The following is a 19,605-nucleotide window of genomic DNA, read 5'->3' on the forward strand; positions in this document are numbered from 1 at the left end:
CGGTTCAGGGTCGCAGTTCGTCCATGTGGTCGATCCGGCGCTGGACGAGGTCGGCGGTCCCGATGTCGTGGCGGATGCGGACGCGGTCGCCCGCGGCGGCCAGGGCGTCCTCCGCTTGCGCCTCGGCGGCCGCGATCGAGTCACCGCGGCCGACGACGGCGAACGCCCGCGAGGTGGTGGTGTACAGCCCGCCGTCGCGCTCGTCGACGCTGGCGTAGTAGAGGAGCGCGTCCCCCGCGCTCTCCTCGTCGACCGCGATCGCCGCGCCCGCGTCAGGGTCGGTCGGGTAGCCGTCGGGGACCGCGTACTTACAGACGGTCGCCTCGCCGGAGAAGTCGAGCTCCGGGAGCGCGTCGCCGCCGCGAGCGGCGGCGAGCACGTCGACGAACGGCGTGTCGAGGACGGGCAGCGTGTTCATCGCCTCGGGGTCGCCGAACCGCGCGTTGAATTCGACGACCTTCGGCCCCTCGTCGGTGAGCATGAACTGTCCGTAGAGGACGCCCTTGTAGTCGGGGAGCGCGTCGACGACGGCCTCCAGCACGTCGACCGCGGCCTCGTAGTCGCCCTCGGCCATGAACGGGAGCGAGCGGCCGGTGTCGGTGTACGACCCCATCCCGCCGGTGTTCGGCCCCTCATCGCCCTCGTAGGCGCGCTTGTGATCCTGGACCGCGGGGGTCGTCCGCACGTCTCTGTTCGCGACGAACGCCTGAACCGTGAACTCCTCGCCGACGAGCCGCTCCTCGAGGACGACGCGGTCGTAGTCGGAGTCGCGGAGGTACGCCTTGGCCTCCGCCGCCGTCACTTGGTCGCCGATCACTTTCACGCCCTTGCCACCGGTGAGCCCGGCGGGCTTGACCGCGAGGTCGCCGTCGTACTCGTCGATGTGCTGGCAGGCCGCCTCGGTGTCGTCGAACACGGCGTAGTCCGGGCAGCCGGGGATCGCGTTCCGCTCCATGAACTCCCGCTGGTACGCCTTGTCCGTCTCCAGGCGGGCCTCCGCGGCCCGCGGACCGAACGCGTAGACGCCGGCGTCGTCGAGGGCGTCCGCGACGCCGGCCTCCAGCGCCGACTCCGGGCCGATGACCGCAAGGTCCGCGCCGACCGCGGTCGCGTACTCGGCGACGGCCTCGGCGTCGGTCTCGTCGATCGACTCGAACCCGTCCGCGAGGCGCCGGATCCCCGGGTTCCGGACGCTCGCGCAGGCGTACAGCGCGCAGTCGTCAGCCACCGCTCGGGCGAGCGCGTGTTCGCGGCCGCCGCCCCCCACAAGCAGCACGGTCTCCGTCATGCCCGACGGGTGACCGCACGGTAGTGTAAACCTTACTCTCTCCGCGGCCCGATATGTGCTTGTTCGTGGATACCCGTGTCGCGGGCGGCGGCGCTCGGCGCGCCCCGGACGCCTTTTGTCGCGCCGGGCCGAACCGGGCCCATGTCACAGCCGACCGAGCGGAACCGCCTCGACGGGGAGGCGAGTCCCTACCTCCGACAGCACGCCGACAACCCCGTCAACTGGCAGCCGTGGGGGGACGCGGCGTTCGAGCGCGCCCGCGAGCACGACGCGCCGGTGTTCGTTTCCATCGGCTACTCCTCGTGTCACTGGTGTCACGTCATGGCCGAGGAGAGCTTCGAGGACGAGTCGGTCGCGGCGGTCGTGAACGACTCGTTCGTCCCGATCAAGGTCGACCGCGAGGAGCGCCCGGACGTCGACAGCACGTTCATGACCGTCTCCCAGCTCGTCACCGGCGGGGGCGGGTGGCCGCTCTCGGCGTGGTGTACGCCCGAGGGGAAGCCGTTCTACGTCGGGACGTACTTCCCGCCCGAGCCGCGGCGGAACCAGCCCGGGTTCCGCGAGCTCTGCGAGCGCATCGCCGACTCGTGGAGCGACCCCGAGCAGCGCGAGGAGATGGAGCGGCGCGCCGACCAGTGGGCCGAGAGCGCGCGCGACGAGCTGGAGTCGGTGCCGACGCCGGAACCGCCGGCTTCGGAGGAGGGGGGCGCCTCGCCGCCCGGCGACGACCTGCTCGACACGGCCGCGGCGGCCGCGCTGCGCGGCTACGACGAGGAACACGGCGGCTTCGGGAGCGGCGGCGCGAAGTTCCCGATGCCGGGCCGGATCGACCTCCTGATGCGGGCGTACGCCGGCCGCGGCCGCGACGCGCTCCTGTCGGCCGCGACCGGAACCCTCGACGGGATGGCCGACGGGGGGATGTACGATCAGATCGGCGGCGGGTTCCACCGCTACGCGGTCGACCGCGAGTGGACCGTCCCCCACTTCGAGAAGATGCTGTACGACAACGCCGAACTACCGATGGTCTACCCCGACGGCTACCGGCTCACCGGCGACCCGAGGTACGCTCGCGTCGCGAGCGAGTCGCTAGCGTTCCTCGACCGCGAGCTGCGACACGAGGGCGGCGCCTTCTTCAGCACGCTCGACGCGCGGAGCCGACAGCCCGCGAGCCGCCGGGACGACGGGGATGCGAGCCGCGGAGACGGCGAGGGCGCGAGCGACGGCGAGGACGTGGAGGGCGCCTTCTACGTCTGGACGCCCGAGGAGGTGGACGCCGTCCTCGACGAGCCGGCGGCGTCGCTGGCGAAGGAGCGGTACGGGATCCGGCCCGGCGGGAACTTCGAGCGCGGCACGACGGTCCCGACGGTCGCGGCGTCGGTCGCGGAGCTGGCCGCGGACCGCGAGCAGTCGCCCGAGGCGGTCCGCGAGACGCTGACCGAGGCGCGCACGGCGCTGTTCGACGCCCGCGAGTCGCGACCGCGGCCCGCCCGCGACGAGAAGGTGCTAGCGGCGTGGAACGGGCGTGCGATCTCGGCGTTCGCGCGGGCCGGGGACACTCTCGGCGAGCCGTACGCCGAGAGCGCCCGCGAGGCACTCGACTTCTGCCGCGACCGGCTCTACGACCCCGACGCCGAGACCGGCGCGCTCGCCCGGCGCTGGCTCGACGGCGACGTGCGCGGGCCGGGGTACCTTGACGACTACGCGTTCCTCGCCCGCGGCGCGCTCGACACCTACGCCGCGACCGGCGACCCGGAGGCGCTCGGATTCGCCTTAGATCTGGCCGACGCGCTCGTCGCGGAGTTCTACGACGCGGACGACGATACGATATACTTCACGAGCGACCTCGACGGGGACGGGACCGGCGGGGCGGGAGAGCGCGCCGACGCGGGCCCGCTCATCGCCCGGCCGCAGGAGTTCACCGACCGGTCGACGCCGTCGAGCCTCGGCGTCGCGGCCGAGACGCTCGCGCTCCTCGACGGGTTCCGGACCGGCGGGGAGTTCCGGGAGATCGCCGAGCGCGTCGTGACGACCCACGCCGACCGGATCCGCGGCGGTCCGCTCGAACACGCCTCGCTCGTCCGGGCCGCGGACCTCGTCGAGACCGGGGGGATCGAGGTGACGGTCGCCGCCGACGAGGTGCCGGACGAGTGGCGCGAGACGCTCGGCGAGCGGTACCTGCCGGGCGCGCTCGTCGCGCCGCGCCCGGCCACGGACGCGGGCCTTGACGAGTGGCTCGACCGCCTTGACATGGTCGAGGCCCCGCCGATCTGGGCGGACCGGGACGCGACCGACGGCGAGCCGACCGCCTACGTCTGCGAGGGGTTCGCCTGCTCGCCGCCCCGGACCGACCTCGATGCGGCGCTCGCGTGGCTCGGCGGCGACGAGTGATCCGCGAACCGGTCGGGAGCCGGAACCGTTTAGCCGTCTCGGGACGGTGATTACGGGCGTGTACGACTTCGTCGTCGTCGGAGCGGGGCCGGCCGGGTCGCGGTTCGCGCGCCGGGCCGCCGAGGCGGGACGCGAGGTCCTCCTGCTGGAGTCGGGGACCGTCGGCGAACCGCTGGCCTGCTCCGGCCACGTCTCGACGGACCTCTGGGAGTACGTCGACGACGGGGCGGTAGACCGGCTCCGGCAGAACCGAGTGTTCGGCGCGCGGTTCCACGTCGGCGGGCCGGAGTCGGCCCCCTATCCGTTCTACAAGCGGGAGCCCGTGTCGAACGTGATCGACCGGGTCGGCCTCGATCGGACCTTGGCGGACCTCGCCGAGGACGCGGGCGCGGACCTCCGGGAGGGCCACACCGTCGTCTCGGTCGACGAGCGCGGCGACCGCGTCGTCGTCGAGGCTAGCCTCGCGGACGGCGCCACCGAGCGCTTCGAGGCGCGCATGGTCGCCGGGTGCGACGGTCCGACCTCGCGGGTGCGCCGCGCGCTCGACCTCCCGGAGCCGGACGAACTGCTCCACGGCGTCCTCGCGTTCGACGACGCGGCGGACGCGGGCGACTACGTCGACGTCCACCTCACCGCGCCGACGTTCTTCGCGTGGCGGATCCCCCGCGGCGACGCCGGCGTCGAGTACGGGCTCGCGGCGCCGCCGAGCGAGGACGTGTCGGCGGGCTTCGACCGGCTCACGGACGCGTACGGCGCGACGACGGACCGTCGCTGCTCGGGCGCGATCCCCGTGGGACCGCCGGCGCGGACGACGAGCGACCGCGGCTTCCTGATCGGCGACGCCGCCGCGCAGACGAAGCCGTTCACCGGAGGCGGAATCTTATACGGGATGCGCGCGGCCGATGTCGCCGCGGCGGCGATCGACCCGCGCGACCCGGCGACGCTCGCCGACTACGAGTCGCAGTGGCGCGAGGAGCTGTCGACGGAGATCCGGCTCGGGAAGGCGATACGGCGGTGCTACTCGCTGCCGGAGCCGGTCCAGCGGGTCGGGCTGCGGGCGCTCTCGGGCGAGATCGGCGTCCACATGGACGAGCCGTCCTCGTTCTTCTCGCCGTCGAACCTCCGGGCGCTGTTCTCGCGGGCCGAGCCGCCCGAGGAAGGCCGCGTAGAGAGAGACGCGTGACGGCGGACTCGAAGGGTCTCGCGACCTCGCAGCGCGGCGCTACTCCTCGACGACGTTCGCGAACGAGACGTTCTCCCGGACGCTCGTGATCTCGACGGTCGGCTCCTCGCCGGGCTCGGCGTCGGGGACGATGACGACGTAACCGCGTTCGATCTTCGCGATCCCGTCGCCCTTGTCGCCCAGCGTCTCGATCGTCACCTCGCGGACCTCTCCCTCCGAGACGGGCGGGTCGGGTTGGACGGCCCCGGCGGCCCCGCGAGAGGTGGGTCGATCGCCCCCGTCGGACGGGGGGCCGCTGGCGTCGGCGTCGGCGTCGGGAACGGACGACGCGGCCCCGTCGTCGGCCGCCGCCGACGGCTCGCCGTCGGAGCGGTCGAGGACGGCGATCCGGTACGTCTCGCCGACGCTGACGCTTCCGTGTTCGATCTCCGACGCGGGGACGGTGACGACGTAGTCGTCGCCGCGGGACTCGACCCGACCCGTGTACAGACACGCGAGAGAATCCGTGATTTCGACCATGCCCACCCGTTGCGCGCACGGGGATGAAAAGCCACCTGTTCAGGCGTCCCACGCCCGATGGTAAACGTTTACCCTGTTCCGAATAAATTGGGGGGTATGAGCCGGAACTACGAGTCGCTCCACGACCCGAACGCGGAGTACACGATGCGGGAGCTCTCCGCCGAGACGATGGGGACCACGGGGACGCGCGGCGGCGATCGCAACGTCGAGATCACGGACGTCCAGACGACGATGGTCGACGGGAACTTCCCGTGGACGCTCGTCCGCGTCTACACCGACGCGGGCGTGGTCGGCACCGGCGAGGCGTACTGGGGCGCCGGCGTCCCGGAGCTGATCGAGCGCATGAAGCCGTTCGTGATCGGCGAGAACCCGCTCGACATCGACCGCCTCTACGAGCACCTGATCCAGAAGATGTCCGGCGAGGGCTCCGTCGAGGGCGTCACGGTCACGGCCATCTCCGGCATCGAAGTCGCGCTCCACGACCTCGCCGGCAAGATTCTCGACGTGCCCGCCTACCAGCTGCTCGGGGGGAAGTACCGCGACGAGATGCGCGTCTACTGCGACTGTCACACCGAGGACGAGGCGGACCCCGAGGCCTGCGCCGACGAGGCCGAGCGCGTCGTCGACGAACTCGGCTACGACGCGCTGAAGTTCGACCTCGACGTCCCCTCGGGCCACGAGAAGGACCGCGCGAATCGCCACCTCCGCCCCGGCGAGATCCGCCACAAGGCGGAGATCGTCGAGAAGGTCACCGAGCGCGTGAAGGACAAGGCGGACGTCTCCTTCGACTGCCACTGGACGTTCTCGGGCGGCTCCGCGAAGCGCCTCGCGGACGCCATCGAGGAGTACGACGTGTGGTGGCTCGAAGACCCCGTCCCGCCGGAGAACCTCGAAGTCCAGGAGGAGGTCACGAAGAACACGGTCACGCCGATCGCGGTCGGCGAAAACCGCTACCGCGTCACCGAGCTCCGCCGGCTCATCGAGAACCAGGCGGTCGACATCGTCGCGCCCGACCTGCCGAAGGTCGGCGGCATGCGCGAGACCCGCAAGATCGCCGACATCGCGAACCAGTACTACGTGCCGGTCGCGATGCACAACGTCGCCTCGCCGGTCGCGACGATGGCCGCGGCGCACGTCGGCGCCGCCATCCCGAACTCGCTCGCCATCGAGTACCACTCCTACGAGCTCGGCTGGTGGGAGGACCTCGTCGAGGAGAGTGTGATCGAGGACGGGTACATCGAGGTGCCGGAAGAGCCGGGCCTCGGCGTCACGCTCGACATGGACGCCGTCGAGGACCACATGGTCGAGGGCGAGACGTTGTTCGACGAAGCGTAAGCCGAAGTCGAACTCGATAGGAGAGCGGAGCGAGCCTATCGGTGTTCGACGAAGCGTAGCTTCGTCGGGCGAGCGAATCTCCGATTCCCGTCGTCCGATCCGGCGTAAGCCGGGGCGAGCCAGCAGCGCGAAGCGCTGCGCTGTTTGACGAGGCGTAAGCCGAAATCAAACGAGGAAATAGCTGCGTTTTCGAAGGTCGCTCTCTCGAGGGCGTGAGCGACCGCGTCAGGCGTCCGCGACGATCCGGTCGAGGGGGACCGGCTCCAGCCCGCGACGGTCGAGTTCCGTCTCGATCTCTTGTACCCGGGGATCGATCACGTCGGGCTCGTGGCTGTCGGTCCCGACGCTCACGTCGACGCCGGCGTCGACGAGGCGGTCGAGGAAGGCGGGGGCCGGGTGGAACTCGCCGTAGCCGTCGAGCAGCCGCCCGGCGTTGATCTCCGGGACGGTCCGCGAGTCGCGGAACGCCTCGGCGACCGCGGCGTAGTGGTCCTCGGTCGCGAACCCGCGGAGGTGGGGGTTGCGCTCGACCAAGTCCGGGTGCGCGGCGATCGCGAACAGCTCCGACTCGACCAGGGCGACCAGCTTCTCGAAGTACCGGTCGACGAGTTCGCGGCGCTCCGCCTCGGGCTTGTCGGCGAAGTGCGAGCGCGTGTGGACGTTGACGCCGTCGAGGTCGTGGACGCTGCCGACGGCGTAATCGAAGTCCGCCTCGTCGAGGAACTCGGCGATCGCGTCCGCGTGTTCGGGGTCGTAGTCCATCTCCGCCGCGTCGAACACGTCGACGTCGACGTCGTCGCGGACCGACTCGATCGCGTCGCGGCGCCGCTCGTAGGTCAGGTCGAGGTTGAACCCGAACGCGCGCTTGTGCTCCCGCGCGTTCGGCGCCGGCGAGACGTTACAGTGGTCTGCGAGCCCGATCCCGTCGAGCCCGGCGTCCGCGGCGGCCTCGACCATCCACCGGAGGAACGCCCCGTCCGAGTAGTTCGTGTGGGCGTGGTAGTCGTACACGACGGCAGTTCGTCTCGGGCGGACTCGAATGTTCGGGTCGCGTGCGAACGGCTGGCGTGCGGAGGCCCGTCAAGCGCGCGTCGCCCGACCGACGGGAGCGAAGCCAGCAATATAATCCGGGAAACGAGTTGAAAGTTCATTTAGATAATTTTTTGATACTTATGTGTGTCACATCAACCCATGGGCGCTACCGACAAGATAACATGTCGCGTCGTCGACGGCGATTCCCGGCCGCTGGCGGGGCGGATAGTCATCGGCGAACGGGAGGACGGCGACCGCATCGGCCACTGGATGACCGAGGACGACGGGAACTTCGTCCTCGAAGCGGACGGCGGCGCCGACCTCGACAAGGTCTCGTTCACCGTGCGGAACCCCGCGCGGGGCGGGACCGAGGAGCCGGTCCGACGGCGGCGACGACCGGACGGGAGCGAGGCGGCGCTCCACCTCTCGGTGAACGCGCGCAGCGTCGCCCTCCACGGCGGGAGCGACCACCGCGGGATGAACGAGGCCGCGTGTACGGCCGCGGGCCCGGTCCGGAGCCACCGGTTCCACACGCAGTTCCCCGAGCTGGACCCGTACGACCGCGACGAGGAGTTACTCCGGACGCTCGGCGGCGCCGACGGCGAGGCGGGGGCGCCGATGATGGAGTCGCCCGACGACCCGGTCGGGGACGCCGAGACGCCGGCCGGCTACGGCATCTTCGGTCAGTTCGTCGACCACGACCTCACGTTCGACCCGACCTCCGACATCGACCGGCGCAACGACCCGGCCGCGCTGCGGAACTTCCGGACGCCGGCGCTCGACCTCGACTCGCTGTACCGGACGAACGCGGAGGCGGCGCCGTTCCTCTACGACCACGAGACGGACGAGCGAAAGCTTCTCACCGGCGACGCGGTCGCGCCGGACGCCGAGGACGGCGGCGGGCTCTCGGGGCTCCCGGGGACGGACCTCCAGCGGAACGAGCAGGGGATCGCGCTGATCGGCGACCCGCGGAACGACGAGAACGTCGTCGTCTCGCAGCTCGAGCTCGCCTTCGTGAACTTCCACAACCGCGTCGTCGACCACCTCCGCGGTCCCGGATCGTCGCTCGTCGAGGACGGCGAGTCCGTCCTTGAAGCCGCGCAGCGACTCGTCAGGTGGCACTACCAGTGGGTCGTGCGACGCGACTTCCTCCCCCGGATCTGCGACCGCTACGTCCTGGCCGACATCGAGGAGCGGGGCCGACAACACTTCGTGCCGCCGGGGCGCACGCCGGCGATCCCGGTCGAGTTCGGAGGCGCCGCGTACCGCTTCGGCCACAGCATGATCCGACACGCGTTCGACGTCAACGACGAGGTCGGCGAGGTGCCGCTGTTCCCGACCGGCCCCGGGGACGGGCGGAACCTCCGCGGCGGCCGACCGGTCCCGAGCGACCTCGTCGTCGACTGGTCGCGGCTGCTCGACACCGGCGACGGCGACTACCAGCCCTCGCGGAAGATCGAGCCCCTCCTCGCGCCGACGTTGTTCAACCTCCCGATCGCCGGGGACTCCTCGCTCGCCGTCCGGAACCTCCGGCGCGGGAAGGCGCTCGGCCTGGCCTCCGGACAGGACGTCGCCGCGCGGATGGGGTACGATCCGATCCGCAACGAGGCGTTCGGCGACGAATCGGCGATCATGGAGACGCTGCGGGCGCACGGTCGCGGCGCAGACCCCGACTCGCCGCTCTGGTACTACGTGCTCGCCGAGGCGGACTACCAGCAGGACGGCGAGCGACTCGGCGCGGTCGGCAGTCGGATCGTCGCCGAGACACTGATCGGGCTGATCGAGGCTGACGAGACCGCCTACCCCAACGCCGCGCCCGACGGCTGGGAGCCGAGCCTCCCGCAGCCGACGGCGACCGACGGGTACACGCTGGCGGACATCACGGCGTTCGCGGCCGAGGCGAACCCCGACGGACTGGTGATCGAGGCCGTCGACGCGGGCCCGGGGAGCGGCGGCGATGCGGGAGCTAACGGTGACGCCGGCGACGTGACCGGCGACGCGCTCGACGAGTCGGTGACCCTGCGGAACGCCGCGGCGGAGCCGATCGGCCTGACCGGGTACGTCATCGACCTCGACGGCCAGCGCGACGACCTCCCGGACGCGACGCTCGGGCCCGACGAGACCCTGACGGTTCACGTCGGCGCCGGCGCGGACACGGCGACCGACCACTACCTCGGCCGCGACGCGCCCGCGCTCGACGACGAGGGCGAGGTCGTCACCGTGTACGCCCCCGACGGCGAGCGCACGACGAGGCGGCGGTACGTCGGTTAGGCGGCCGTACGTCGGCTAACGGGCAGTACGTCGGCGAGGCGCCATCCCTCACCGCCGCTCGCCGACGAGCGCGTTCGCGGAGATGACGAGGAACGCGACCCCCGACATGCCGGCGATGACGGCGAACGACGCGCCCCAGCCGAACAGGTCCGCGACGAGCCCGACGCCGACCGAGCCGGCCGAGCCGATCACCGTGTAGACGGTCCGTATCAGGCCGAACCCGGCGCCTCGTTCCGCGTCGCCGAGGGCGTCCATGAATCGCGGGTCGATGGCGGAGAAGAAGCTCGACCCGAGCCCGGCGAGCAGCACGACGATCCCGAGCCCGCCGACCGTCGGCAGCGCCGGTAGCCCGACCGGGACCGGCAGCCGGACGAGGTCGGGGAGCGCCACCAGCCCTCCGAGGCCGAGCGCGCCGCTGAGGAGGGCCGCGGCGATGCTCGCGTCGCGGCCCAGCCGGTCGGAGAGCCGGCCGAGCCCGACCTGCGCGCCGGCGCGGACGACGAAGAACGCCGAGAAGACGCCGCCGGCGAACGCGGGGTCGTACCCCCGGAGCTCCACGAGGAACGTCGGCAGGAAAGAGATGACGCCCTGCGCGACGTACGTGCCGAGCGTGGCGACGACGAGCGGGACGAGCACCTCACGGCGCCCGACCAGTTCGAGCAGCGGGCCGACCTGGAGCCGCTCCGCCATCGGCTGGTCGGGGCGCCGCGGCTCGGTCGGCCGGACCCGCCGCGCGAACAGGAGGAAGATGGGAACCCCGACGACCGCGGCCAGCGCGACCCCGGGCCGCCAGCCGTAGCGGACGCCGACCCACGTCGCGGCGACCGGCGCCACGAGCCCGGCGAGCGGGCCGCCGAGCGAGTGGATCCCGACCGCGGTGCCGAGGTCGTCGAACGTCCGCGAGAGCAGCGTGGTCGCCACCGCGTAGTGGAGCCCCGCCACGAGCCCGAGGAGCACCGCCGCCAGCACGAACGCGGGGAAGACCGGTACGACGGCGAGCGCGAGGCTCATCGCGGTCGTGCCGCCGACGGCGACGAGGATCACCCGACGCTCGCCGAACCGGTCTGCGAGGATCCCGCTCGGGAACTGCGAGAGGCCGTAGGCGAACCACATCCCCGAGAGCGCCACCCCGACCGCCGTGTTCGAGACACCGAAGTCGTCGATGATGAGGGGGACGACTGGACTGATCGCCAGCCGCGCGAAGTACGTCACGAAGAACGCCAGCATACACAGCGTCAACACCGTGTGGCGGTACCGCCAGTTCATCCGACAGTCACGGGCGACTCATCGGGGCGGTCGGCCGTCAACACTTTCGGTTCCAGCAGGCCGTGAGCCGGTCGGGCGAGGTCAGCCCACGGCCCCCGGGTCGACCCGGCTCCCGACCCACAGGAGCGTGAGGAGGAGCCCGGCCACGGACGCCGGCATGAACCACCGGAACGCGGCGAGCAGTCCCGCCGAGGCCTGAAGGCCGATCACCGCCAGGAACGCGGGGCCGCAGCAGGCGACCCCGGAGAGGATCCCCGGAAGGCCCGCGGCGACCCCCGCGCCGGCGCCGATCCGACAGGCCGAGGGGCCGCGCCACGCGACAACCGAGACGGCGAGCGTGACGCCGACGAGCACCGCGAGCGCGAGCCCGAGGGCGGCGTTGACGGGAGCGAAGAGGTACTCGACCGGTCCCGCGGAGAGCAGCGCCACGGGCTCGTACTGGAACGGCGCGACGCGCCGGGTCGCGAGCGCGACCGGGTCGGCGGCGACGACGAGGTCGAACCGCGGCGTCCCGGCCGACTCGACCGCGCCGGCGCGCAGACCGAGGTGGCCGAGTCCGAGGTGGTAGGCAATGAGATAGGCGCCGGTGACGGCACCCGCGGTCGCCCGGCCGTCGCGCCGACCGAGGGCGGCGCGGACGGCGAACACCGTCCGGCGGACGAGTCCGGCGAGCCACGCGCGCGGCGACGCGGCCGGCGCGGCGGTCTCAGCCCCCATAGCCCGCCCGCGTGTGCTCCCCGACGAACGCGGTGTCCGGGTAGAAGCCGTACCAGGCGAACCACATCGCGTCGAACGCGAGCAGCCGTTCGAGCGGCAGGTCCGCAGCCTCGAACCCGCCCTCACCGTCGACTCGGTACTCGTCGCCGTCCGGTTCGACCGCGACCTCGTCGGGGTTCCGGTAGACGTACCCCGTCGAGAGGGCAGGGTCGGCGACGGCGATGACGGCGGGGCCGCCCTCGCCGACGTTCCCGGTCAGCACTCGCTCCGAGAGCAGCGTGGTCTTGTCGAAGGCGACCGCGCCCGTCGCGGTCCGCGCCCCGATGACGACGGACTTCGCGTGGCCGTCCTCGGGGGACGCGAGCGGCGGGAACCTGGTCCCGTCCCGCACGTAGTACCCGCTCAGCGGCGCGTAGCTCCCGTACGGGTCGCTGTCGTAGCGGCGGACGTAGCCGGTCTCCTCGGTCATGAGGGAAGCGTCGGGATGTCGCGTCGCCCACTCGCCGGCGGTCGTCCACACGACGCGGAACTCGTCGAGGGTCTCGTCGGCCATCGACCCGTCGACCCCGGTGGCGAGCATCTGCGGCCACCAGCTGTCGGTGGCGCGGTCGTACATGATCAGGTTCGAGTTCACGAGCCGGCCCGACACGCCGAACGTCGTGTCGCCGCGACGGAACCCCTGTGCCGTCCCGGTGAGCGGGCAGTAGGTGATCGCGACCGACTCGCCGCCGACCTCGTCGTTGACGATCTCGTGGTGCGAGAGGATGCGACGTGGATACGCCTTCGCCTCGCCGCCGCGGACGACGCCGAACACCGGCTCGTTGCCAGCCATATCCGCCTCCGCGATCGGCCGAAACGCGGGGTCGTCGACGGAAGGGATCCCATCCTTGCCGACGCCGCCGTCGAGCGACTCGGAGACGAGGGTGTCGGCCTCGTACGCGAGGTGATAGCCGGCGTCGACGGTCGGCGGGGGAGCTCCGGCACCCGTGTCCTCAGCGCCTCCGGTGACGGAGTCCGTCGCTCGGCCCCCGAGGCAGCCGGTGAGGGACGCCCCGCCGACCGCCGCGATCCCGGCCAGCGCCGCGCGACGGGTTCGGTACATGTCGTCGTCTCCGGCTTCGAGCGTATAAAATCCGCAGCGCAGGTGTAATTCACACGCACAGCCGATCTCCGGCGGCAGTCCGATGCCCGACGAGGCGGGGTCGCTACTCGTGACCGCTCGACGATCGCTCCCGCAACCGGTCGGCGATCGCCGCGCCGGCGGTCCGCGGGTCGGCCTCCCGCACCGTCACCGGATCGCCGACGGCGACGGACCCCGGTTCGACCACGTCACAGCAGAGGCCGCCGCGGTTCCGGAGCGCCGACGCGAGGCCGTCCTCGCCGGCGAGCTCCTCGAGGTGCGCACACGGCGGTCTCCGTCGGGTCGGTCGCAGGAGGGCGTCGCCGACCGCGACGGTCGCGCCGAGGAGCGAGTCCATCTCCGCGCCGAACCCCTCGACGACCACGTTGCGACGGTGACGGCCGTCGCGCACGTCGATGCCGGTCGCCTCACGGACCGCGGTCAGCGCCTCCCCGGCGACGAGCGTGACCGCGCAGCCGTCGAGTTGGAAGTGGCCGTCGCCGCGGCGGTAGCGGTCCCCCTCCACGCCGTCGGGACAGACCTCGACCGCCTCGCGACGGACCGGCGGGGCGCCGCCCTCGGGGGCCGTCACGAGCGCAGTGACCGCGCCGGGGCCCGCGTCCGCATCGTTCGATTCGGGTCGCCGATCGGCCGGCATCAGGGCTCCCCGAGAAGCGTCGTGTCGTCCGGCTTCAGCCATTCGCGGTGCGCGTAGTAGAGCGCGGCGACCGGAGGCGCGGGGAGCGCGGCCAGCGCGTAGATCCACTTGAAGACGCCCAGGTCGGCGACGCGTCGCTCGGCGAGCGAGAGCGCGTCGAGCAGGATCGTTGCGGTCGCCAGGGGCGCGAGCAGGTAGCTGTGCGCGAAGGCGACGACCGGTCCAACCGGGGTCGCAGGCGTCAGCAGCGCCCAGTCGACCGCGTACAGGACCGTCCATGCTCCGACGGTCGCCGCTATCGCGGCGAGCCACGGTCCGTCGAAGCGGCGGTCCGAGCCCCCCGTCGGACCGCCGTCGGCCGGGTCGCGGTCGGGCGGCTCCGTCTCCGATTCGGCGCGCGTGTTCACGCCCGATCTGGGCGCCGAACGCTAATCAACACCGGGGTCGACCGCCGCGGCGCGGTCACTCGCCGAAGGTCCCCGCCGTCAAGTACCGCTCGCCGCTGTCCCAGAAGACGGTGACGACGAGGGGTTCCTCGCCGACGAACGCGCCGCTCTCGCGCAGTTCGGCCGCGACGACCTTCGCCGCGAGGTTCGACGCGCCCGACGACTGGCCGACGAGGATCCCCTCCTCGCGAGCGAGCCTGCGGCACTCGGTCTCGGCGTCGCCGAGTTCGACCGTGTGGACCTCGTCGATCAGGTCCACCTCGAGGTTCGGCGAGACGAAACCCGGCCCCATCCCCTGGAAGTCGTCGGCGCTCGGCTCCTCGCCCGAGAGGACGGCGTTGTCCGCGGGCTCGACGGCGTCGATCCGGACGTCCGGGAACGCCTCTCGGAGACGGCGGCCGATCCCGGTGATCGTCCCGCCGGTGCCGACCCCGGCGACCAGGGCGTCGACGGTGCGGTCGCCCACCTGATCGAGTATCTCCGGGCCGGTCGTCTCGTAGTGCGCGCGGGGGTTGGCGGAGTTCTCGAACTGGCGGAGCTGGACGGTGTTCGGCTCCGCCTCCAGCTCGTCGGCGCGGTCCTTCGCGTCGGAGATGTCGCCGTCGACGAGCTCGACAGTGGCGCCGTACGCCCGCATAAGTCGGCGGCGCTCGATCGATTTCCCTTCGGGCATCACGAGGGTGACGTCGTAGTCGCGCGCCGCGCCGACCATCGCGAGGCCGATGCCGGTGTTGCCCGACGTGGGCTCGACGATGCGGTCGCCCCGCTCGATCTCGCCCGCATCCTCGGCGGCCTCGACCATGTACAGCGCGGGGCGGTCCTTCGCCGAGCCGCCCGGGTTGCGGGACTCGACCTTCGCCGCGACCGTCGTCCCCGCGGGCGCGTCGACCCGCACCAGCGGCGAGCCGAGCGTCGACAGGATGTCGTCGTCCATTACCCGAACCGAGGCGGTCGTGACCCAAAGGCCCCGCGGACTCCGGCAATCGATGTCGCCCGCGGCTGGGGCTTCGGGGGTGTCAGCAGTCGGTCTGTAGCCGAGGACAGAAATCAGGTGTGTCTGCGAACTCGACGAGGTGTCGTCGACGGACCCGAAGCGAATGTGCTCTTGCCACCGACGCGCCGTTTACGTGCCTCCGTGATCTATCGATCCCAATGACTCTCGAAACGCTCGCGCCCGCGGACGACCTCGACGCGGACGCGTTCGACGACTCGGTTCTCGACGCGCTCGCGGCGGACGACTACGTGTTCAAAGTGTGGGGCGGCGACTGGTGTATCGACTGCCAGCGACAGCTCCCCGAGTTCGGTGCCGCGCTCGCCGCCGCCGGCGTCCCGGACGACCGCATCGAGTCGTTCCCGGTGACGAAGGGCCCGGACGGGAAGGAGGGCGAACTCGTCGAGGCGTACGAGATCGGGCTTATCCCAACCGTCGTCGTCGAGTCGCCAGAGGGCGAGGAGGTCGCGCGGTTCGTCGAGGAGGAGGCCGTCTCCATCGCTGAGTACCTCGCGGACCGGCTCGCGGACGTCGAAGCGACGGCCTGAGTCGACGTTCGGGGCCGCGACACGGACTCAACCGTCTTCGGCGTTCACGTCGCCGGCGTAGTAGAGCGCGGCCATCACGACGCCCATCGTGACTGCCTGAACCGTCGTCGACGCCCCGAGAGCGACGCCGACCGCGAGCACCGACGCCGTCACCACGGCGCCGGTGAAGAGGGCGTAGCGCAGCCGCGAGAGGCCGCGCGCCCAGTCGTCGGCCCGGCGGTACAACTGTCGGGGACCAGCCATATGCCGTGGTCTCGCGCGCGGAGCAAGTACCTTCGGGTGGGCGCCTATCGCCGAGTCCGCGCGCCAGGGCGAGGCCGACCGCTCAAGTCGGTGCGGCGTCGACCCCGGGCATGGCACGCGTCACGGTCTGGAACGAGTACCGCCACGAGCGCGAGAGCGACGCCGTCGCCGAGGTGTACCCCGACGGCATCCACGCCGTCGTCGCCGACGCGCTCCGCGAGGGGGGCCACGAGGTCCGCACCGCGACCCTCGATGAGGGACCGGAGCACGGGCTCACTGAAGCGGTCTTGGACGACACCGACGTGCTCGTCTGGTGGGGCCACGCCGCTCACGACGAGGTGCGCGACGCGGTCGTCGACCGCGTCCACGAGCGCGTCCTCGACGGGATGGGCCTCCTCGTCCTCCACTCCGCCCACTACTCGAAGATATTCAGGCGGCTGATGGGGACCAGCTGCTCGCTGAAGTGGCGTGAGGCCGCCGAGCGCGAACGGCTCTGGGCGATCGAGCCGAGCCACCCAATCGCGGACGGGATCGGCGAGGCGATCGAACTCGACGAGACGGAGATGTACGGCGAGCGGTTCGACGTGCCGGCGCCGGACACGCTCGTCTTCACCTCCTGGTTCGAGGGCGGCGAGACGTTCCGCTCCGGCTGCTGTTACCGCCGCGGGAACGGGCGGGTGTTCTACTTCCGGCCCGGTCACGAGACGTACCCGATCTACTACGACGAGGACGTCCGACGGGTGCTCCGGAACGCGGTCGGCTGGGCGGAGCCTGGCGACGGGCCGACGCCCGAGTTCGGCAACGCGGACCCGAGAGAAGAGATCGACACGAGCGACGACCGGACCGTTCACTGAGGAGAATCGTCGAACGGGCGCGTCGTCGAACGGGCGCGTCGTCGAACGGACGCGTCGTCGAACGGACGCGTCGTCGAACGGGCGCGTCGTCGGACGGACGCGTCGTCGGCCTGGCGCATCGTCGGGCGAGAACGCCGTCAGCCACCCGCTGTCAGGCCACGTCGCGCAGTCGCATGAACGCGTTCATCATGGCCGATTCGGCTTTCCTGAGGTGTTCGGACGCGGTGCTCGGCGAGGCGCCGATCCGCTCGGCGACATCCGAGACGGACGCCGCGCGCGGGGACTCGTAGTAGCCGCACTCGACGGCGGCCGCGACCGCGTCGAACTGCCGGTCGGTCAGTCCCGGGTCGAAGAGGTGCTGGCGCCAGTCGTACTCGCCGATGCGGAGGACCTCGCTTTCGATCCGCTCCGGGAGCGCGGCGAGGCCCTCCCGGAGCGGCTCGTGATCCCCGAGGATCGTCAGCCTCGCGACGCCGCTCGGACGGAAGTCGATCGGCGGGACCACGACGATGCCGGTCCGCCGGAGCGACCCGAACATCGCGTCGTCGACGGCGTCGCGCCGTTGCGTGAGGAAGACGTAGTAGCCCGTCCCGTCGATCCGGGTGACCTCGAACTCCCGGATGCGGTCGACTGACCGCAGCGCGTCGACGTACACGTCGATGTCCCCTTCCACGTAGAACAGGAAGGTGTCGGCGGTCTCGTCGAAGAGGCTGCCGTGAAGGAGCACGTCCCGACCGATGGCGTCCGACTCGTCGACCAGTCGGTGCATCGGATGCATGAGTTCCGGCGGGTACCGGAGTTCGAGGCGCAGATACTTCACGGCGGACAATGACGACGGCGGTTTTATAAATATCCGTACTGAGCCGGCAGAAGCCTCGGGTCGTGCGCTCGCGTCTCTTCCGGTATGTCGACAGAGCTGCTGCGCGAGCGCGACGACGAGGAGACGGCGGACGCGTTTTCGTCCGTCCGCGGGCTGATCACGGGGCGTGAGAGCCACCTGAACGCCCCCGCGGCGAGGGTCCGACCCGACGCGGTTCAGGAAGCGCTCTCCACGCTGCGAGACGAGGCGGGGTACGACCACCTCGCCTGCGTCACGGCACAGGAGTACGAGAACCGGTACGAGTCGATCTACCACCTGCGCTCCTACGACGACCCGACCCGAGAGCTCAGCGTCGTGGTTCCCACCGACAAGGAGGACCCGGTCTCGGAGTCCGCCGCGTCCGTGTTCCGCACCGCGGACTGGCACGAGCGCGAGGCGTACGACCTCGTCGGGATCGAGTACGACGACCACCCGGACCTCCGCCGGATCCTGCTCCCCGAGACGTGGCAGGGGCACCCCCTGTCGATGGACTACGATAAGGATCAGCCGCAGATCGCCGCCCTCTCCGAGAACGAGCCGATCGAACCCGGGTCGTCGACCGCGACCGGCAGCGACACCATGCTGCTCAACATCGGGCCGCACCACCCCGCGACCCACGGCGTCTTACACCTCCAGGTCACCCTCGACGGCGAAACGGTCGTCGGCGTGGAGCCCGACATCGGCTACATCCACCGCTGCGAGGAGCAGATGGCGCAGTCCGGGACGTACCGTCACCAGATCATGCCGTACCCCGACCGCTGGGACTGGGGCGGCGCGGGGCTGCTCAACGAGTGGGCGTACGCCCGGGTCGCCGAGGACCTCGCCGACATCGAGGTGCCAGAGTACGCGCACGTCGTCCGCACCATGGCCGCGGAGTTCAGCCGGATCCTCTCGCACATGCTGGCGATGGGCGCGTACGCGCTCGACGTGATCGGCGACTTCACGGCGACGTTCATGTACGCCATACAGGAGCGCGAGCGCGTTCAGGACATCGTCGAGGACCTGACGGGCCAGCGGCTGATGTTCAACTACTTCCGGCTCGGCGGCGTCGCGTGGGACCTCCCCGAACCCCGTGAGGAGTTCCTGCGGAGCGTCCGCGAGTACCTCGACGGCCTCCCGCGCCGCATCGAGGAGTACCACGACCTCCTGACCCGGAACGAGATCCTCCAGCTCCGCACAGTGGACACGGGAACCCTCCCGCCGGAGGTCGCGAAGAGCTACGGCGCGACCGGCCCCGTCGTCCGCGGCTCGGGGGTTGACTACGACCTCCGCCGCGACGACCCGTACGGCTACTACGACGAGCTCGACTGGGATGTGGTGACCGAAGACGGCTGCGACAACTACAGTCGCCTGCTCGTCCGGATGGGCGAAGTCGAGGAGTCCGCGAAGATCATCGAGCAGTGCGTCGACCTGCTCGAAGACTGGCCCGAGGACGAGCGGACCGTTCAGGCGAACGTCCCGCGGACGATCCGGCCGGACGACGACACGGAGATCTACCGGGCCGTCGAGGGCGCCAAGGGCGAACTCGGCATCTACATCCGCGCCGACGGCACCGACAAGCCCGCCCGGTTCAAGATCCGCGGGCCCTCGTTCTCGAACCTCCAGACGCTGCCGGAGATGGCCGAGGGGGAGTCGATACCGGACCTGATCGCCGCGCTCGGCAGTCTCGACACGATCATGGGAGAGGTCGACCGCTGAGGCGGCGCGGCGAGCCGGCGGCTCATCGGTGTAGGACGACCGCCGCTACGGCGCGGACGTTGAAAGGCGATCGCCTCGCGCGAACGCGAGACGACCGGTTGTGTCGCACGCCGGCGGCCGGTCGAGTAGCAGTCGACCGCGGGCGTATTTAAACCCTCGTCCACGGAGTCGCAAGCGGACGGCCGACGC

Annotated in this window: 18 protein-coding genes; 7 read left to right on the plus strand and 11 right to left on the minus strand. The window is 71.3% G+C overall.

The annotated features are described in order from the left end of the window. Positions 1–4: 4 nt before the first annotated feature. On the minus strand, positions 5–1,288 hold the full coding sequence (purD, locus tag EO776_RS08230; protein ID WP_094520473.1) for a phosphoribosylamine--glycine ligase: 1,284 nt from the start codon (positions 1,286–1,288) through the stop codon (positions 5–7). Positions 1,289–1,429: 141 nt separating this feature from the next. Between purD and EO776_RS08235 the strand changes: the two genes are divergently transcribed. Further along, on the plus strand, positions 1,430–3,676 hold the full coding sequence (locus EO776_RS08235; protein ID WP_100050481.1) for a thioredoxin domain-containing protein: 2,247 nt from the start codon (positions 1,430–1,432) through the stop codon (positions 3,674–3,676). A 58-nt stretch (positions 3,677–3,734) separates the two neighbouring features. Beyond that, positions 3,735–4,859 (plus strand): geranylgeranyl reductase family protein, encoded by a 1,125-nt coding sequence (locus EO776_RS08240; RefSeq protein ID WP_049929442.1) that lies wholly within the window; start codon positions 3,735–3,737, stop codon positions 4,857–4,859. A 39-nt stretch (positions 4,860–4,898) separates the two neighbouring features. Here EO776_RS08240 and EO776_RS08245 read toward each other — a convergent pair whose 3' ends face one another. Continuing rightward, positions 4,899–5,378 (minus strand): TRAM domain-containing protein, encoded by a 480-nt coding sequence (locus EO776_RS08245; RefSeq protein WP_049929441.1) that lies wholly within the window; start codon positions 5,376–5,378, stop codon positions 4,899–4,901. Positions 5,379–5,474: 96 nt separating this feature from the next. Here EO776_RS08245 and EO776_RS08250 point away from each other — a divergent pair, with 96 nt between their 5' ends. Next, positions 5,475–6,713, plus strand: a complete 1,239-nt coding sequence (locus tag EO776_RS08250; protein ID WP_049929440.1) for a mandelate racemase/muconate lactonizing enzyme family protein — start codon at positions 5,475–5,477, stop codon at positions 6,711–6,713. A 225-nt stretch (positions 6,714–6,938) separates the two neighbouring features. Here EO776_RS08250 and EO776_RS08255 read toward each other — a convergent pair whose 3' ends face one another. After that, a complete protein-coding gene (locus EO776_RS08255) occupies positions 6,939–7,724 on the minus strand; it encodes a PHP domain-containing protein (protein ID WP_049929439.1) in 786 nt (261 codons plus the stop codon). Positions 7,725–7,904: 180 nt separating this feature from the next. Here EO776_RS08255 and EO776_RS08260 point away from each other — a divergent pair, with 180 nt between their 5' ends. Then, on the plus strand, positions 7,905–10,016 hold the full coding sequence (locus EO776_RS08260; RefSeq protein WP_094520475.1) for a peroxidase family protein: 2,112 nt from the start codon (positions 7,905–7,907) through the stop codon (positions 10,014–10,016). A 48-nt stretch (positions 10,017–10,064) separates the two neighbouring features. On the opposite strand, the gene EO776_RS08265 is transcribed toward EO776_RS08260, so the two are convergent. The 6 genes from EO776_RS08265 to EO776_RS08290 form a co-directional block, all read right to left on the minus strand. Next, on the minus strand, positions 10,065–11,282 hold the full coding sequence (locus tag EO776_RS08265; protein ID WP_049929436.1) for an MFS transporter: 1,218 nt from the start codon (positions 11,280–11,282) through the stop codon (positions 10,065–10,067). 81 nt (positions 11,283–11,363) lie between these two features. Further along, a complete protein-coding gene (locus tag EO776_RS08270; RefSeq protein WP_094520476.1) occupies positions 11,364–11,999 on the minus strand; it encodes a hypothetical protein in 636 nt (211 codons plus the stop codon). Continuing rightward, positions 11,989–13,101 carry a DUF3179 domain-containing protein gene (locus tag EO776_RS08275; protein WP_094520477.1) on the minus strand — a complete coding sequence of 371 codons (1,113 nt, stop codon included), beginning with the start codon at positions 13,099–13,101 and terminating at the stop codon, positions 11,989–11,991. Before EO776_RS08275 ends, EO776_RS08270 begins: the two co-directional genes overlap by 11 nt. Before the next feature lie 103 nt (positions 13,102–13,204). Next, entirely contained in the window at positions 13,205–13,777 is a 573-nt protein-coding gene (locus EO776_RS08280) for an MOSC domain-containing protein (RefSeq protein WP_094520478.1), read from the minus strand. Further along, on the minus strand, positions 13,777–14,184 hold the full coding sequence (locus EO776_RS08285) for a hypothetical protein (RefSeq protein WP_100050483.1): 408 nt from the start codon (positions 14,182–14,184) through the stop codon (positions 13,777–13,779). The genes EO776_RS08280 and EO776_RS08285 overlap by 1 nt, the downstream gene beginning before the upstream one ends. A gap of 55 nt (positions 14,185–14,239) precedes the next feature. Then, positions 14,240–15,157, minus strand: coding sequence for a PLP-dependent cysteine synthase family protein (locus EO776_RS08290; protein ID WP_094494226.1), 918 nt, complete (start codon positions 15,155–15,157; stop codon positions 14,240–14,242). A gap of 218 nt (positions 15,158–15,375) precedes the next feature. Between EO776_RS08290 and EO776_RS08295 the strand changes: the two genes are divergently transcribed. Then, positions 15,376–15,762 carry a TlpA family protein disulfide reductase gene (locus EO776_RS08295; RefSeq protein ID WP_049929430.1) on the plus strand — a complete coding sequence of 129 codons (387 nt, stop codon included), beginning with the start codon at positions 15,376–15,378 and terminating at the stop codon, positions 15,760–15,762. Positions 15,763–15,789: 27 nt separating this feature from the next. Here EO776_RS08295 and EO776_RS08300 read toward each other — a convergent pair whose 3' ends face one another. Further along, positions 15,790–16,005 (minus strand): hypothetical protein, encoded by a 216-nt coding sequence (locus EO776_RS08300; RefSeq protein WP_049929429.1) that lies wholly within the window; start codon positions 16,003–16,005, stop codon positions 15,790–15,792. 110 nt (positions 16,006–16,115) lie between these two features. Here EO776_RS08300 and EO776_RS08305 point away from each other — a divergent pair, with 110 nt between their 5' ends. Further along, on the plus strand, positions 16,116–16,859 hold the full coding sequence (locus EO776_RS08305; protein ID WP_049929428.1) for a ThuA domain-containing protein: 744 nt from the start codon (positions 16,116–16,118) through the stop codon (positions 16,857–16,859). A gap of 151 nt (positions 16,860–17,010) precedes the next feature. Here EO776_RS08305 and EO776_RS08310 read toward each other — a convergent pair whose 3' ends face one another. After that, a complete protein-coding gene (locus EO776_RS08310; RefSeq protein WP_086216718.1) occupies positions 17,011–17,679 on the minus strand; it encodes a helix-turn-helix domain-containing protein in 669 nt (222 codons plus the stop codon). 84 nt (positions 17,680–17,763) lie between these two features. On the opposite strand from EO776_RS08310, the gene EO776_RS08315 reads away from it, so the two are divergent. Continuing rightward, on the plus strand, positions 17,764–19,416 hold the full coding sequence (locus EO776_RS08315) for an NADH-quinone oxidoreductase subunit D (RefSeq protein WP_094520480.1): 1,653 nt from the start codon (positions 17,764–17,766) through the stop codon (positions 19,414–19,416). Positions 19,417–19,605 lie beyond the last annotated feature (189 nt).

The sequence above is a fragment of the Halorubrum ezzemoulense genome (assembly GCF_004126515.1).
Lineage (GTDB): Archaea > Halobacteriota > Halobacteria > Halobacteriales > Haloferacaceae > Halorubrum > Halorubrum ezzemoulense.